At 68.1% G+C, this 16,043-nt stretch carries 14 protein-coding genes; 4 read left to right on the top strand and 10 right to left on the bottom strand.

What is annotated here, in order from left to right:
• Positions 1-408: 408 nt before the first annotated feature.
• From ACT2FV_RS05900 to ACT2FV_RS05870, 7 genes are read right to left on the bottom strand one after another with little or no spacing between them, the layout of a single operon-like run.
• Positions 409-1,473, bottom strand: coding sequence for a 2-aminoethylphosphonate aminotransferase (locus ACT2FV_RS05900; protein WP_059607819.1), 1,065 nt, complete (start codon positions 1,471-1,473; stop codon positions 409-411).
• Positions 1,473-2,654: a phosphonopyruvate decarboxylase gene (gene aepY / locus ACT2FV_RS05895; protein ID WP_444503433.1), complete on the bottom strand. Its 1,182-nt coding sequence runs from the start codon at positions 2,652-2,654 to the stop codon at positions 1,473-1,475. The genes ACT2FV_RS05900 and aepY overlap by 1 nt, the downstream gene beginning before the upstream one ends.
• Positions 2,651-4,336 (bottom strand): phosphoenolpyruvate mutase, encoded by a 1,686-nt coding sequence (gene aepX / locus ACT2FV_RS05890; protein WP_444503432.1) that lies wholly within the window; start codon positions 4,334-4,336, stop codon positions 2,651-2,653. The genes aepY and aepX overlap by 4 nt, the downstream gene beginning before the upstream one ends.
• On the bottom strand, positions 4,333-5,100 hold the full coding sequence (locus ACT2FV_RS05885) for a phosphocholine cytidylyltransferase family protein (protein ID WP_124628750.1): 768 nt from the start codon (positions 5,098-5,100) through the stop codon (positions 4,333-4,335). Before ACT2FV_RS05885 ends, aepX begins: the two co-directional genes overlap by 4 nt.
• 36 nt (positions 5,101-5,136) lie before the next feature.
• Positions 5,137-6,138 (bottom strand): HpnL family protein, encoded by a 1,002-nt coding sequence (locus ACT2FV_RS05880; RefSeq protein ID WP_124900600.1) that lies wholly within the window; start codon positions 6,136-6,138, stop codon positions 5,137-5,139.
• The gene (locus ACT2FV_RS05875; protein ID WP_059607824.1) at positions 6,135-6,944 is read right to left on the bottom strand and encodes a HalD/BesD family halogenase; all 810 of its coding nucleotides are present in this window, start codon (positions 6,942-6,944) and stop codon (positions 6,135-6,137) included. The genes ACT2FV_RS05880 and ACT2FV_RS05875 overlap by 4 nt, the downstream gene beginning before the upstream one ends.
• Positions 6,941-7,699, bottom strand: a complete 759-nt coding sequence (locus tag ACT2FV_RS05870; protein WP_059607825.1) for a CDP-alcohol phosphatidyltransferase family protein — start codon at positions 7,697-7,699, stop codon at positions 6,941-6,943. The genes ACT2FV_RS05875 and ACT2FV_RS05870 overlap by 4 nt, the downstream gene beginning before the upstream one ends.
• A 635-nt stretch (positions 7,700-8,334) precedes the next feature.
• On the opposite strand from ACT2FV_RS05870, the gene ACT2FV_RS05865 reads away from it, so the two are divergent.
• Entirely contained in the window at positions 8,335-9,849 is a 1,515-nt protein-coding gene (locus ACT2FV_RS05865) for an acetyl-CoA hydrolase/transferase family protein (RefSeq protein WP_059607826.1), read from the top strand.
• Positions 9,850-9,886: 37 nt separating this feature from the next.
• Here ACT2FV_RS05865 and ACT2FV_RS05860 read toward each other — a convergent pair whose 3' ends face one another.
• Entirely contained in the window at positions 9,887-11,419 is a 1,533-nt protein-coding gene (locus ACT2FV_RS05860; RefSeq protein ID WP_151049740.1) for an MDR family MFS transporter, read from the bottom strand.
• A gap of 134 nt (positions 11,420-11,553) precedes the next feature.
• Between ACT2FV_RS05860 and ACT2FV_RS05855 the strand changes: the two genes are divergently transcribed.
• On the top strand, positions 11,554-11,994 hold the full coding sequence (locus ACT2FV_RS05855) for a MarR family winged helix-turn-helix transcriptional regulator (protein ID WP_059466290.1): 441 nt from the start codon (positions 11,554-11,556) through the stop codon (positions 11,992-11,994).
• Between the two features lie 172 nt (positions 11,995-12,166).
• Positions 12,167-12,592 (top strand): helix-turn-helix domain-containing protein, encoded by a 426-nt coding sequence (locus ACT2FV_RS05850; protein WP_059607828.1) that lies wholly within the window; start codon positions 12,167-12,169, stop codon positions 12,590-12,592.
• 87 nt (positions 12,593-12,679) lie between these two features.
• Here ACT2FV_RS05850 and ACT2FV_RS05845 read toward each other — a convergent pair whose 3' ends face one another.
• Positions 12,680-13,558, bottom strand: a complete 879-nt coding sequence (locus ACT2FV_RS05845) for a helix-hairpin-helix domain-containing protein (RefSeq protein WP_059607829.1) — start codon at positions 13,556-13,558, stop codon at positions 12,680-12,682.
• Positions 13,559-13,744: 186 nt separating this feature from the next.
• Entirely contained in the window at positions 13,745-15,307 is a 1,563-nt protein-coding gene (locus ACT2FV_RS05840; protein ID WP_444503431.1) for a sigma-70 family RNA polymerase sigma factor, read from the bottom strand.
• Between the two features lie 309 nt (positions 15,308-15,616).
• Here ACT2FV_RS05840 and ACT2FV_RS05835 point away from each other — a divergent pair, with 309 nt between their 5' ends.
• Positions 15,617-16,042, top strand: coding sequence for a hypothetical protein (locus tag ACT2FV_RS05835; protein WP_444503430.1), 426 nt, complete (start codon positions 15,617-15,619; stop codon positions 16,040-16,042).
• Position 16,043: the final 1 nt, after the last annotated feature.

The following is a 16,043-nucleotide window of genomic DNA, read 5'->3' as shown; positions in this document are numbered from 1 at the left end:
AACCAACACGAAAAACCTTGCCTGCGCATTGCGATCCGGCAACCTGCGGGCTCGTCTGCGGCGGCAGGCAAGATCCGATATCGCTCGCTCGAATGGTTGCGTACTCATCGAACTCGCAAGCGGGGTATTGCCCCGTCGTTCGAGGCGGCGAGCGCGGTGCCGAGACCGTCGGCACCACATTCGGCGATCGCACGCCCAGTGCATCCAGACGCGGAAGCATCGCCCTCCCAAGGGCAGCCACCCTGCGTTAACGACAGGTTCGGACAAGAGTTGAGTGCTGTGACGACATCCGTGCGGCGTGGCGGCAAGTCGAACGGCTGCGGGCAGGGGGGGCCGGTCGATACTCCCGCTACTTCTCGAACAACAAAAAAGGCCCTTGCGGGCCTCTGATGGACGAAGGAGCAACGCTTATTGCGTCAACGCTGTAAACCCTTCCAGCAACCGCTCGACATCGGCCGCGCCAATCGCGCCCATCGTCGAAATCCGGAACAGTTCTTTCGACAGCCCGCCTTGCCCCGCATAAATGACGAAGCCGCGCGCCTTCAGGCCGTCGTGCAGCGTCTCGTACGTGACGCCCTGCGGCAGCCGATATGCGCGCAGCACGACCGACGATGCGCCTTCGGGCAGCACGAGCGGCATTCCGCGCGCCGCGAGCCCGGCCTGCGCCTGGTCGGCGAGCGCCTTGTAGTGCGCATGGCGCGCACGCCAGCCGCCGGCTTCGTCGAATTCGCGCAGCGCCTCGACGAGCGCGTAATACGCGTGCACGGACGGCGTGAACGGCGTGTTGCGCTGATCCTGCAGCTTCGCCAGACGGCCGAGGTCGAGGTAGTAGGTCCGGCTCGCGGCCTTCGCGAGCGCGCTGCGGCGCACGATCACGAACGCGGCACCCGGCACGCCGTGCAGGCACTTGTTCGCGGTCGCGGCGACCGCGTCGATCACGCCGCCGGCAAAATCGATCGCTTCGGCGCCGAAGCTGCTGACGCCGTCGACGAGCATTTTCACGCCGCGCGCGCGGCACACGTCGGCGATCGCGCCGAGGTCGTTCAGCCGGCCGGTCGTCGTTTCGTGATGAATCACCGCGACGTGCGAATAACCGCCCGCGTCGAGGCGCGCGGCGATCTGCGCGAGATCGGGTGCCTGCATCCATTCGTGCTTCAGCACGTCGTGCGCGATTCCGTACTGCGTCGCGATCTGCGTGATGCGCTCGCCGTACACGCCGTTCTCGATCACGAGAAGCTTGCCGTCCTGCGGCACGAGCGCGGCGATCATGCTCTCGACGGCGGCGGTGCCCGAGCCCGTCATCAGCACGGCCGCCCATTCGGCCGGATCGAGCGCGTAGGCGGCGACGAGGCGCGCACGCGCTTCATCCTGCAGATCGAAGAATTCGCTTTCGCGATGGCACAGGTCGGGTTGCAGCAGGCTGCGGCGCACGCGTTCGGTGAGCGTGACGGGGCCAGGGTTCAGCAGCAGCATCAATGGGCTCCTTCAACGTGGGCTTCGGTCTGCGCTGCGCCGATGTGCCGCATCAGACGGGTCTTGACCTCGACCGGCGTGACGGTCGGGCGGGGCAGGCCGTCGGGCACGCCCGTGCGGATCGCCACGCGCACGAACTGCACGCCGTCGGCTTGCGTCGCGAGCGTCGCATCGAGAACGTCGAGCGTATCGCCTTCGACGGCCGACGCGTAGCCACACGCGGCCGCGACGCCCGCGAACGACACATGCCGCGACACGGTTGCCTGGCCGCCGGTCGATTCGTGCGCGCCGTTGTCGAGCAGCACGTGCGTGAGGTTGGACGGACCGTAGGTGCCGAGCGTCGCGAACACGCCCATGCGCATCAGCGCGGCGCCGTCGCCGTCGACCGCAACGACACGCAGGTCGGGGCGCGCGAGCGCGAGGCCGAGCGCGAGCGGCGTCACGCAACCCATCGAGCCGACCATGTACAACTGGTTCGGGCGATCGTCGATTGCGTAGAGTTCGCGGCCGCAGAAGCCGGTCGATGCGAGCACGACGGTCGAATCGACCGGCGTGTGCGCGATCACGCGCTGCAGCGCGTCGTGGCGGGTCGGCCACGCGGTGGGCGCTTCGGCGCGCGACGACGATTGCGCGGCGACATGCGCACGCGGCTGCGCGGCCGGGTTCGCCTTCAGCTCATACGGCGCGACGCTGCCTTTCTGCATCACGAGCGCGTACGGGCGGCCCGTTGCGTCCATGTGCGCGATCGCGCGGTCGAGTGCCGGGCCGACCTGTTCGGGGTCGGTCGGGAACGTCTCCCACGGGATCTCCATCGTGTCGAGCATCGCCGGCGTGATCGGCCCCATCAGCGCGTGCTGCGGCTCGTCGGCCACGCCCGGCTGGCCGCGCCACGTGACGATCAGCAGTTGCGGCAGGCGGAACGTCCAGGTCAGCGACGTCAGCGGGCTCACCGCGTTGCCGAGCCCCGAGTTCTGCATCATCGCAATGCCGCGCTTGCCGCCGAGCGTCGCGCCCGCGATCAGCGCGACCGCATCGCCTTCGTTCGCGGCCGACACGTAATTCAGCGTCGGGTCCTGCAGCACGTAATTGATGAACGGCGTCAGGTACGAGCAGGGCACGCCCGCGTACCAGTCGAAGCCGCGTTCGCGCGCGGCCTCGACAAACTGGGCCGCTTCGATCATTGCGCGCTCCCGTTGCCGGCACCCGGCTCCGACAGCGGCGTCTGGCCGTGCGCGAAGTCGCCCGCGCGGCGGAAGTCTTCGAGATCGTTGACGCCGCGCCAGTGGCCGTGCACGTATTGCACCTCGATCTTCTCGCCGGCGGCGATCAGTTCGTTGAGCAGGGACGGGATGTCGAGCGTGTCGAAATCCGGGCGCGCCTGCAGCGTGGCGAGCATCGCCTTCAGGCGATCGACGCCTGCGCCGCGCACGTTCAAGAGGCCGATCCAGCGGCCGTGCGGCGTGCCTGCGGCGACGTCGCTCGATACACGTTGCAGATACGTCTTCTGGCCGAACAGGCCGCGATCGTCTGCCGCCGAGCAGAGCGCGAAGTCGCGCACGCTCTGGTTGGTCTCCGTGAGCGACGAATCGACAACGACGCTGAACTCGGCCTCGCTCTCCGCCAGGTCGCGCAGGATGTAGCTGCGGAACAGCAGGTCGCCGTACGAGATCACGGTGTCGCCCGTCAGGCGTTCGGCCGCGCATGCGAGCGACGCGAGTTCGCCCGTCTGCGCATGGCGTTCATTGACGACGAGCTTGATGCCCGACGTGTCGATCGCGTCGGCGCGATAGCCGCCGACCACGGTGATGTCGTTCACGCCGTGCTTCTTGAAGCCGTCGACGAGCCAGCGCAAGAGCGGCTTGCCGGCGACCGGCAGCATGACCTTGGGCTTGTCTTCGGTCACGGCTTCGAGACCCTTGCCGCGGCTCGCGGCGAGCACGATCGCCGCGTTCGACGCGCGCGACGACGACGACAGGTAGATGCGCTCGGCTGCCGAGTATTCGTCGGCGTCCTGCAGGCGGAAGATTTCGTTGACCGACGCGACGCGGTCCTCGACGTTGATCAGCGTCTGGTTTTCGTGGATTTCGCGTGCGACGGACTGCATCGCCGATGCCGACGCACGGATCAGGTGGTTCGCCCAGATCACGGTGCTGATACCTGCCTGGCGGAACACGTCGGTCGGCGTGCTGTAGTACTTGGTCGGCACGATCACGAGCGGCGCCTTGCCGCTCCATTCGCGCGCGAACTGCAGGATCTCGTCCGGGCGCGACAGCTTGCTGTGGATCAGGATCGCGTCGGCACCGGCTTCCGCATACGCGTTCGCGCGGCGCAGCGCCTCGTCCATCCCCCAGCCCGCGATCAGCGCCTCGACGCGCGCGACGATCGAGAAGTCGGGATCGCTCTGCGAATCCTTGCCGGCCTTGATCTTGCCGCAGAACTCGTCGATCTCCGCGAGCGGCTGGCGCTCGCCGTCGATGAAGCTGTTCGTCTTCGGGAACTGCTTGTCCTCGATGCACACCCCGGCGATGCCGCGCTGCTCCAGCTTCTTCACGAGGCGGCGCACGTTGTTGAAGTTGCCGTAGCCGGTGTCGCCGTCGAGCAGGATCGGCAGGTCGCTCGCGTCGGCCATGAACTCGAGCACGTCGACGACCTGCGTCCAGCTCGCTTCGTTGTTGTCGCGCACGCCGAACTGCGCGGAGATCGCGAGGCCCGATGCCCAGATCCCCTTGAAGCCGGCTTCGCGGACGATCCGTGCCGACAGGCCGTTGTGCGCTTCCATCAGGAATTCGAGGTCGCTGCTGACGAGCATGCGGCGCAGGCGTGCGCTGCGCGATTCGGAGAACTTGGGTTCGCGTGCGTTCATCGTGCGGCTCCTGCGGTCGTGCGTTGAATCAGGGGGAGAATTTCTTGTGTGGCGCGTGCGACGTCGTTCGGGAAATCGATCTCGATCCACGGCGAGCCCGTGACGTCGGCGACGTCGAACGAATGACCGCCTTCGAGCAGCAGGTCACGCACGGCTTCCTCGTGCGGCATGTTCGCGCGGCCGCTGTCGACGTAGCCCGCGACGATCGTCGCGAGGCGGCGCGCGGTGCCTTCGGTGAAGCGGAAGAAGCCGACCGACTCGCCGATCGTGTCGTACTCGAGGTCGACCGCGAGCTGCTTGCGCAGCTCGACCGGCACGCCGTTCTTCAGGCACAGCTTGACGGGCTCGTCGCCGGCCTCGAAATCGCGATCGATCAGCAGGCGGTCCACCGACTTGTCCGGATCGGCTACCAGCGCGTGGAGGATGTTCTCGTCGTACAGTACGTCGGCATCCATCAGCAGCACGTCGCCGCCGCGCGTCATCGCATCGGCGACGGTGTGCACGGTCAGCACGCTGCCGAGGTCGTAGCGCTCGTTCAGCACGATCTCGGCGCTGCGGCCGAGGCGCTCGAGTTCCTGTTCGACCTTCCCGGACTGGAAGCCGAGCCCGAGCACGATTTCATCGACGCCGGCGGCGTCGAGCACGCGCAGATGGCGCTCGAGCAGCGACACGTCGTCGAAGCGCAGCAGGCACTTCGGGAATTGCGCCTCGGGCGGTTGTTGCAGGCGCAAGCCTAGGCCTGCCGCAAGAATGATGGCTCGCATGGGTTCTCCAACCAAAAAGCCGACGGATCTGAACGATCAGTCGGCGATGGGCTGCGGCGCGCGGCGCCGCTGCCAGTTTCTTTCACTGAAATGCAGATAGAGCAGGCCGGGCAGGCCGAGCGCGAGTTCGCGCGCGCGCTTCGCGAGCGACAGCGCGAGCGCCGCGTCGGGCGGCAGGCCGACCAGCGGGGCGAGCAGCAGGTAACCGCCTTCCTGTGCGCCGAGCGAGCCCGGGATCGCGAATGCCGCACCGCGAATCGCCTGGCCGACGCTTTCGAGCAGCAGCGCGTCGAGCCAGCTCACCGGGTGCCCGAGGAAGTGCAGCGCGAGCCACACTTCGGCGGTGCCGACGATCCAGCCGACGAGGCTCAACGCGAAGGTCTTCGCAACCTTCGCACGATCGCGGTACAGCGCGCCGACGGCGTCGTCGATCGCGTCCGCGCGGGTTGCGAGCGACGACCAGTCGCGCGGGCCGAGCAGCTTCGACGCGAGACGCAGCCCGCGGCCGAACAGCCCGCGCCGCTGCGCCACGTAGAACGCGACGGCGAGGGCGCCGAGCACGCCGGTGGCGATCAGCGCCGGCGTGCGCAGGTGGGCGACGGACTCGTGCGTCGCATACAGGCTGAACGTGGCGATGCCGATCAGCGCGAACGCCATCTGCGCGAGCGCCTGCATCGTCGTGCTGACGGTGACCGCGGCGGCTGCATCGGCCATCCGTGTGCCGCGCTGCGCGAGGTGGCGCACCATCAGCACCGGGCCGCCGATCTGCCCGGCGGGCAGCAGGCTGTTCACCGATTCGCCGACCCAGCGCGCGCGCAGCGCGTTGCCAAGCTCGGCGCCCGGCTGGCCGTGGCGGAACATCACCGAGATCGCCAGCGCGTCGATCACGAGCGGTACGACGTGGAACGCCGCGACGAGCGCGAGGCCCCAGCCGGCCGCGAGAAACGTCGACGCGACGGCGCCGACGCCCTGCCACGCGAGCAGGGCGACGAACAGTGCCGTTCCAAGGGACAGCAGGATCAGGCCGGCGCGTGTCATGACCCGGTCGACCGTCGCGTGGCCAGCTGCTTGAACACCTGGCGGAAACCGAAATACGCGATCGCGTCCTTCATGTTCGAGATGAAGCGCTTCCACGGCCGCATGCCGGGGTTGGTCACGTATTCGAAGGTGAGCGACACGCGCGTCTCGTTCTGGCCGAGCGGCGTGACGCGATGGCGCAGCTTGTCGCCGTCGAACAGCACGATGCCGCCGTCGGCGATCTGCACGGAGCCCGGCTCGTCGGGCACGTCCGGATTGCGCGTATGCAGTTCGTAGTCGAGCCGGCACGACGATTCGTCGATCACGCCGATCAGGAGCGTGTAGCGGCGGCCGTCGTAGTACGACGTGTCGTAGTGCCAGCCGATGTGGTCGCCCGGCTTCGTGTAGTAGTACAGCGCGTACGCGTGCGGATCGTCGTCCGGCGACAGCATCAGCTTGTCGCCGGTGATCTTCTCGAGGAAACCGATCAGCGCCTTCGACCGGTACAGCTCGGCGATGTACGGCGCCTGTTCGTCGATCGTGTGCCGGCTCACGCTGCCGCCCTGCTTGTGGCCGGGCAGGTAATTGCGGTTCAGGCCCGCCTGCATCGCGCGGGCGGCGGCCGCGAGCTTCGCGTGCGCGTCGGCCGGGAGGAATGCGTCGAGATACAGGAACGACCCCTGGCGCGTGTAGTCGCCGCGCAGGCGCGCGAGGTCGAGACGGCCGACGCAGTCGGCCACGGTGCGATCGGGATCGGCCGCTGCCGCGCGCGCAGGCGCGGGGCGTGCCGGGCTCAGCACGGAGTCGTCGCGCGTGCTAGGAGTCATTTGGAAGCCTGGATTTCAGTTGAACTTTGAGCGCCCCCGGACCTGTCGCTGCGCGCCAGGCCCCCCGAGCGGGACACGAAAACCTGGGGCTGCTCGGTGTTTTCGTGCGGAAGGTTGCCGCGCCGAACGATGCGCCACCAGTCGATCACGACCCACGCGGCGAACAGCGGGGCGCCGATCGATGCCGCGAGCAGGAACGGCTGGACGCCGTCGACGAGCGTCACGATCGGCAGCAGGTAGAGCACGTCTTCCGTCTCGAAGCCGCCGGCGAACGCCTGCTTGGTGCCGGCCTTGCCGGCGATCGATTCGATCCGCATGCGCAGGAAGAAGATCAGCGCGACGGCTGCGCCGGCCAGCGCGCCGAGCAGTACCGGCGACGCGGCCATCTGGCCGCCCTGGGCGACGATGCCGACGCCCATGCTGACGAACAGCGCGACCGTCACGAGCGCGTCGGCCGCGAGGTCGTAAAAGTGACCGATCTTGCTGGACTTGCCGCTGATGCGCGCGAGTTCGCCGTCGGTGTGGTCGACGAAGTTCGACAGCACGATCAGGAATGCGCCCGCGTTGCTCCAGCCGAAGCCGCCTTGCGCAAGGCACCAGGCACCGGCGAGGCCGATCAGCAGACGAAGGGTGGTGAGGTGATTCGGGGTAACGGGCGTGTCGATCAGCGGCCGGACGAGCGCGCGCGCGAGCCGTGCATCCCAGGTGCGCGGCAGGGGCGGTTCGGAACGTGTAGAGGTTTTTCTTTGGTCCATCGGCGAAATATATACGGAATTGTAATTTGTTGCTTTTTGTTCGACCAATGTCCTGACATACGGGAGTGTTATCGCGCATTCCGGACATCGGCAGGTTGCAAACCGGATGCGCGACACGGCGTTCGCACAGGCGGACCTCACCTGATCCAGTGTGGTTCGCATCACGCGGCTGTCAAGGGCGGACGGGCCTTGCGCGCGGGTTTGGCGGCGATTCGCACGCGTCGGAGCGTTGATGTGCATCAGGCCTGCAAAAGCCGCGTCGGGCGACAATCAGCCGCGTCGATCGACGACCGGCCGTCGCATGCGGATTCTTCGCGTTGATGTGACTAATCTGGAAAGGTATCGGTCGATTGACGTTCAGCCGTTCGTAATTTTCGCGCGGCAAACTGGCGGTCCGCTTTCGCGCACCTTTCGGATGCATGCGTTTGCGGCTGTCACAGAACTGTCGTTCGATACCCGGTGCATTCAGCAAGTATCTTTTGCATCCAGCGGACATTTCGCGGCGATGACGTCTGCGATACTCCGACCGTGCCCGTGGTGCCGGGCCGCCCCTCGCGGCCCCAAGGGCTTCGCGTCGCTCAGGAGACACCCCCCCGCGACGTCAACGACAGACCAAAAGCGTCAGATATACAGCCATGTCTTCTTCACGCATCCTCGCTCCCGCCCTGCGTTCGCTCGTCCGCACCGCCGACGAAGCCGCCGCGCTGATCCGTCCCGGCATGACCGTCGCCATGAGCGGCTTCACCGGCTCGGGCTATCCGAAGGCCGTGCCCGCCGCGCTCGCCGCCCACATCGACGCGGCCCACGCGCGCGGCGAGGACTTCCGGATCAACGTGCTGACGGGCGCATCGACCGCGCCGGAACTCGACGGCGCGCTCGCCCGCACCAACGGCATCTCGATGCGCCTGCCGTACCAGTCCGACCCGACGCTGCGCGACAAGATCAACGCCGGTGAAGTCGACTACCAGGACGTCCACCTGAGCCACGTCGCGCAATACGCATGGTTCGGGCTGTACGGCGACCTCGACGTCGCGATCGTCGAAGTCGCGGGCATCCGCGAGGACGGGCTGCTGATTCCGTCCGCGTCGATCGGCAACAACAAGACGTGGCTCGAGCAGGCGAAGCACGTGATCCTCGAAGTCAACTCGCGCCAGCCGCTCGGTCTCGACGGGATGCACGACGTCTATTACGGCACCGCGCTGCCGCCGCACCGCAAGCCGATTCCGCTGACGAAAAGCGACGACCGGATCGGCGAGCCGTACCTGCGCTGCCCGGCCGAGAAAATCGTCGCGATCGTCGAGACCGACGCGCCGGACCGCAGCAATGCGTTCTCCGCGCCGGACGCCACGTCGAAACAGATCGCGCATCAGCTGATCGACTTCCTGCGCCACGAAGTGAAGCGCGGCCGCCTGCCGGAAAACCTGCTGCCGCTGCAGTCGGGCGTCGGCAACATCACGAACGCGGTGCTCGCGGAACTGAGCTCGGCTGGCTTCTCGAACCTGACCGCGTACACCGAAGTGATCCAGGACGGCATGCTCGACCTGCTCGACGACGGCACGCTGAGCTTCGCGTCGGCCACGGCGCTGTCGCTGAGCCCGGCCGCCGTGCAGCGATTCGCCGACGAGATCGCGACGTTCCGCGAAAAGATCCTGCTGCGCCCGCAGGAGATCAGCAACCATCCGGAACTCGTGCGCCGCCTCGGCTGCATCGCGATGAACGGGATGATCGAAGCCGACATCTACGGCAACGTGAACTCGACGCACGTGATGGGCACGAAGATCCAGAACGGCATCGGCGGCTCGGGCGACTTCGCCCGCAACGGCTACCTGTCGTGCTTCATGTCGGCCAGCACCGCGAAGGGCGGCGCGATCTCGCGGATCGTGCCGATGGCGAGCCACGTCGACCATACCGAGCATGACGTCGCGGTGGTCGTCACCGAGCAGGGGCTCGCGGATCTGCGCGGCCTGTCGCCGAAGCAGCGCGCACGCAAGATCATCGCGACCTGCGCGCATCCCGACTACCGGCCGATGCTCGAGGACTACTTCGAGCGCGCGTCGCGCGAGAGCTTCGGCAAGCACACGCCGCACCTGCTCGCCGAGGCGCTGTCGTGGCACGAACGCTACGTGCGCACCGGGACGATGAAGGCCTGACGTTGCGGCCCGCGGCGGGCATGCGCCCGTCGCATCGTCAATCCATCGCCGCGTGCGCGATGTCGGCGCTCGCCGTTTTCTGCGGCGGGCGGATCAGGAGCAACAGCGGGATCATCAGCAGCGTCGCGACGAACATCAGCTTGAAGTCGTTCAGGTAGGCGATCATCGCGGCCTGCTGGTTGATCGTGCGGTCGAGCAGCGCGATGTCGACGTGGCTGCCGGCCATCGCCTGCACGGCCGGGTCGAACGGCGTGATGTGGGTCGCGAGGTCGGCATGCGCGACCTGCGTGTTGCGCGTCATCAGCGTCTGCACGATCGAGATGCCGATACTGCTGCCGATGTTGCGCATCAGGCTGTAGGTGGCCGTGCCGTCCGCGCGCAGCTCCGGCTGCAGCGTCGAGAACGACAGCGCGCTCAGCGGCACGAACACGAGCCCCAGCCCGAAGCCCTGGACCACTCCGGGCCACACGATGTCCGCCTCGGACAGCACGATCGTGTACTGCATCATCTGCCACAGCGCGAGCGCGGAAATCGCCAGCCCGGCGAACAGCAGCGCACGCGCATCCACGTATTTCAACAAGCGCCCGACGAACAGCATCGCGATCATCGTGCCGGCGCCGCTCGGCGCGGTGACGAGGCCCGTCGTCGCGACCGGATAGCCCATCAGGTTCTGCAGCATCGGCGGTAACAGTGCGCGCGTCGCGTACAGCACCGCGCCGACGACGAAGATGAACAGCGTGCCGGTCGCGAAGTTCGGGTCGCGCAGCAGTTCCGACTTGAAGAACGACGCCTTGCCGACGGTGGCCGTATGCACGAGGAAGAATGCGAAGGCGAGGGCGGCGACGAGCGCCTCGATGCGGATTTCGTACGAGCCGAACCAGTCGAGCTGTTCGCCGCGGTCGAGCATCGCCTGGAACGCGCCGATCGCGAGCGCGAGCGTCGCGAAGCCGAACGCATCGAATTTCACGTGCGGACGCGGCGCGCGCGCCGGCAGGAAGGTCAGCACGCCGGCCAGCGCGAACGCGCCGATCGGCACGTTGATGAAGAATACCCAGCGCCAGTTGTAGCTGTCGGTGAGCCAGCCGCCGAGCGTCGGGCCGAGGATCGGGCCGACCATCACGCCCATTCCCCAGATCGCCATCGCCTGGCCCTGTTTCTCGCGTGGATTGATGTCGAGCAGGATCGACTGCGACAGCGGCACCAGCGCGGCGCCGAACACGCCCTGCAGCAGCCGCGCGCCGACGATCTGCACGAGCGACTCGGACAGCCCGCACAGCGCGGACGCGATCGTGAAGCCCGCGATCGAGAGCGTCAGCAGCCGCTTCATGCTGAGGCGATCGGAAAGCCAGCCGGTCAGCGGCGTCGCGATCGCCGCGGCGACGATGTAGGAGGTCAGCACCCAGGTGATTTCGTCCTGCGACGCGGACAGCGTGCCCTGCATATGCGGCAGCGCGACGTTCGCGATCGTGCTGTCGAGGGTCTGGATCAGCGTCGCGAGCATGATCGACAGGGTCAGCATCGGCCGGTTGAGGGCGGGCGGCGAGGCGGCGTCGGCGGCGGCGGGATTCAAGCGGGTGTCTCCGTGGGGCGGTCGCCGTGGGCGGCGATCCGGTATGGCTCGAATTATAAGCACGCTTATTATATTTGTGCTTATCGCTTGACCCGAGCCGCGGGCGATTCCCGGCCTGCCCCTATAATCGCCGCATGGACAAGACTTACGAGAACCGGATCGGCTACCTGATTTCCGATGTGGCCCGTCTGCAAGGACGCCTGTTCGACCGACGCGCGAAGCGCCTCGGACTGACGCGCGCGCAAAGCCGCGTCCTCGCATACCTGACGTGGAAGGGCGAGATGAATCAGGCACGGCTCGCGGAATGGCTCGAGATCACACCGATCTCGCTGACGCGGCTGCTCGACCGGATGGAAGGCTGCGGGTGGATCGAACGCATCGCGAACGACGACGATCGCCGCGCGTTCGTGATCCGGCTGACCGACAAGTCGCGTGACATCTTTCCGCAGATGCTGGAGGTGGGCGACACTGTCACCGACGACGGGTTGCGCGGCTTCACGCGCGACGAGCGCGACACGCTCGTGCGCCTGCTCGGGCGCGTGCGCCACAACCTGATCGACAGCGGCGGCGAATGAACGCGGTGCGCGGTGCTCGACGACCCAGCGCCGCCAGCCCGAACGGTCGCGGCGACGCGGCGTGTCGGGACGTCGGGACGCGCGTCGGTTTCGGCGGGGGCATGGCGGTCCAGGCTTGTGTCGAACGAGTCGAGCGGCCATGTTGCAACTTCAAGTTCACTTGAGATCGAGCATGAGCCGTCTGGATATCGCCGAAGTCGCGCGCCGCTCGGGATTGCCCGCGTCGACGCTGCGCTACTACGAGGAAAAGGGATTGATCGCGCCGAACGGCCGTCACGGGCTGCGGCGCCAGTACGACGAGTCGGTGCTGGAGCGTCTTGCGCTGATCGCGCTCGGCCGCGAGGCCGGCTTTTCGCTGGACGACATCCTCGCGATGTTCGGTGCGGACGGCCGGCCTGCGATCGATCGCGCGAAGCTCGACGACAAGGCCGACGAGCTCGATCGCACGATCCGCCGTCTCGGCGCGGTGCGCGACGCGTTGCGGCACGCGGCCGTCTGCCCGGCGCCGAGTCATCTCGAGTGTCCGTCGTTCCGCAAGCTGTTGCGCATCGTGGCGCATCGTCATCCGGCGCGCCGCACGAAGACGGAAGGCGCGTAAGCGGTCAGGCGGTCCGGTTTGTCGAAGCGTGGGCGCTCGAGCGTGCCACGGGGCGGCCGTACTGCCGCGGCTGGCCTCCCGAGCGACTCATCCCGCGTAATACACGCGGCACTCCATCTCGCGTCCGCGCACGATGCGTTTGCCGACGAGCGAGCCGAGCGTTTCGGTGACGACGGTCCGCTGGTTCTCGCATTGCAACGCATCGTAGAAGTAGAGCGCGACCCAGTCCGCGGTGCGACCGGACGCCTGCGGACGCACGGGATACGGGCACAGCGCGGTGAAATGCCAGCCGCCTTTCGTCATGTGCATCACGGGCGGCTGAATGCTCACGTCCGCGTTCAGGCGACGTGACACGAGCGTGGGCAGGATGCCGGCGGCGGCCTTGTTGCGGTACAGGCGGTCGATGTAAAGCAGCAGTTCGACCGGCGGCTCGGTGCCGAGGCTGGCGTCGCGCGCGTGGCCTTGCCAGCGCCGGCGCCGGCTCAGCACGTCGTCGAGCGCCGCGCGGATGCCGGCCGCGCGCCGCGGGCCGACGCCCGGAATCGCATCGAGTCGGCCGCTGCGGGCCGCGCGTTCAAGCTCCTCGAGCGTATCGATGTGCAATTGGTCGTGAATCCGCAGCGCGAGCGCGTGGCCGATGCCCGGCACGGCTTCGAATGCGGACGTGCGCTCCGCGTCGCCGCGCAGCCGGTCGAGCAGCCGCCAGCGTCCGGTCACCAGCAGTTCGGCGATCGCCTGCGCGACGCCCGTGCCGATTTCCGGCAGTGCGCCGAGCGCATCGACGCCGCCCGCGTCGAACCGCGTGCGGATACCGTCTTCGAGCGACTCGATCGTATCGGCCGATGCGCGGTAGGCGGCCACCCGATAAGGGTTCGCGCCCTGGTCGGCAAGCAACTGCGCGGCCTCGCGCAAGCAGGCCGCGATCTGCCGGTTTTCCTCGTGTGTTTGGCCGATGGTCGTTTGCATGTGCGGAGCCTGGATATGTGCAAACGGAACGGACCCGGCGCGCAACGCCCCGGGTCCAAGTGTTATTTCAGCACATTGTCACGGCAAGCGACGAGCAAAATTTGATGCGCATCAATGGCAAACGTTGCACGGGCGGGACCGGTCCGCGCACGTTCGTGCCGGCGTGCGGCACGAACGCGCGATCCGTTACGCGTCGAGGAACGACTGCGCGCCCTCGGCCTCCGCGGCCATGCGCAGCGTCGCGAGCGCGCGCTTCTCGATCTGCCGCACACGTTCGCGCGACATCCCCGCGTCCTGCGCGATCGCATCGTAGGTGTCGGGTTCGGCACCGCCGAGGCCGAACCGCCGGCGCAGCACGTCGGCCTCGGCCGGCGTGACCGAGCGCAGCAGCGACGTCACGCATTCGCGCATGCGCGTGTCCGCCAGACGCTCGAACGGACTCGCCGATGCCTGGTCCTCGAGGAGGTCGACCAGTCCGGTATCCGCGTCGGGCAGCGGCGTGTCGAGCGACAGCGGCTCGGCCGGCAGCGCGAGCACCGCGCGCAACTTGTCCTCGGCGAGCCCGGTCTCGGCGGCGAGTTCGGCCGGCGTCGCGCGGCGGCCCGTGCGCTGGCGCACGCGCAGCGCATGGCGTTGCACGCGCTGGTACTGGTCGCCGACGTGCACGGGCACGCGGATCGTGCGCGAGCGGTCGGCCACCGCGCGCGCGACCGCCTGCCGGATCCACCAGGTCGCGTAGGTCGAGAACTTGAAGCCGCGCCGGTATTCGAATTTCTCGATCGCGCGCATCAGGCCGAGGCAGCCGTCCTGCACGAGATCGGGCAGGTCGACACCGCGGTTCATGTACTTGCGCGCGATCGACAGCACGAGGCGCAGGTTCGCCTCGAGCATCGCGCGCGTACCGTCGCGCACTTTTTGCTGGCCGTCGCTCAGCGCGGCGCCGAGCGCGCGCCGCGCGACCGGGTCGAAGCGCGCGGCGTCGGCGCACGCGGGGGCGTCCGTCCCGGCTGCGACCGGTGCGGCGGCGAGTGCGCGCAAGACGCGGCTCGCTTCGTCGACGGCCGGTGCAACCCATGCGAGCGAACCGAGCAGCGCGGCCAGACGGTTACGCGCGTCGCGACACTCGGCCGAACGGCAGCCCTGCGCGTGCAATGCGTCGCGCACGGCCGCAATCGCGTCATACAGCGTGTCGTAGCGCGCAGGTGCCGGCGCGTCGCCTCCGCCGTCGTCGACGTCATCGCCTTCGGTGGCGGCCGCGCCGGTTGAACGCGTTGCGGCATGGCGCGCCAGCAGCGCCTCGACGGCCGCCGGATAGCCGGCGAGCGCGTGCAGGATCTGATGGCGGCCCGTTTCGATCTCGCGAGCAAGCACGATTTCGTCCTCGCGCTTGAGCAGCGGCACCGCATGGATGCGCCGCATGTAGAGCGCGAGCGGATCGGTCGATGCACCGGTGCCGCGGGCGAGATCGCCGAGCAGCGCGCGGCCCTCGTCGAGGGCGTCGCGATCGACGTCGACCGGTGCCGCGCCCGCGAACGGCGCCGGCGCGGCGGGTTCGTCGAGCACGGCGATGCCGATGTCCGCAAGCGCGGCGCGCACGACGTCCAGCGCGTCGGGGCTGTCGCTTTCCGGCGGCAGCGCGTCGACGAGGTCGGCGTGCGTCAGATAACCCTGTTCGCCGGCAAGCGCCAGCAACTGGATGATCGGATCGAGGGGCGTGTCCGCCCGAAGCGTGGGGCGTGGCGTAGTCATGTCGATGGCGGCGCGAGCCGCGTTCCTGTCTGGGCGGGCCGAAGTCCGCGGGTTTCAGGCTCCCGGGGGCCGCGAACGCCCGTCCGCGCCGGCCAGCCTGACTCGATATCCAACTTGAGGGCATTTGCGCCAACTTCAACGCCGGTGCGGCTGACGCGCGAGCATGCGGCATGCCCGCTCGGTCGCGCCCCGTTCTTCGTTGCCGCGAAACAAAAAGTAACGGATCAAACCCGCAGAAATATGCAGGGGACGTAAGCTAGAGTCAGGCGCGCGCCACGCGGCGACGCGCCATTCCCTGCGGAGCCTCGAATGAACCCGATTCCCGCCGCGCGGCCTGCCGTCATGGCGCTGGCCATGCTCGCGCTGAGCGGCTGTTATTACACCGGCCCATACGGCTATGCGCCGTATTACGCACCCGTGCCTGCCACGGTGTCGCAGCGCGAGATCCCGGTGGCGCCGGCAACCGCCGGACCGGTTGCGCCTCCGACGCCCGCGGTGCCGCCCCCGGCAGACGATAACACCTACGTACCGGCCCCGGTGTATCTCGCGCCGGCCTACGTGCCTTACCCGGCCTACTATCCCGCGTACTACCCGGGCTGGTATGGGCCGCCCGTCTCGATTGGCCTCGGTTTCTGGGGGCATTGGGGCGGCGGCTACCGGGGCGGGTACTGGCACCGTCCGTGGGGCGGCGGCCACTGGGGAGGCGGCCATTGGGGCGGGGGCCATCGACACTGAA

This window comes from Burkholderia sp. PR2, from assembly GCF_052372875.1.
GTDB classification, from domain to species: domain Bacteria; phylum Pseudomonadota; class Gammaproteobacteria; order Burkholderiales; family Burkholderiaceae; genus Burkholderia; species Burkholderia diffusa.
The sequence above is the reverse complement of the archived record's forward strand: the minus strand, read 5'-3'. Positions and strand labels throughout refer to the sequence as shown.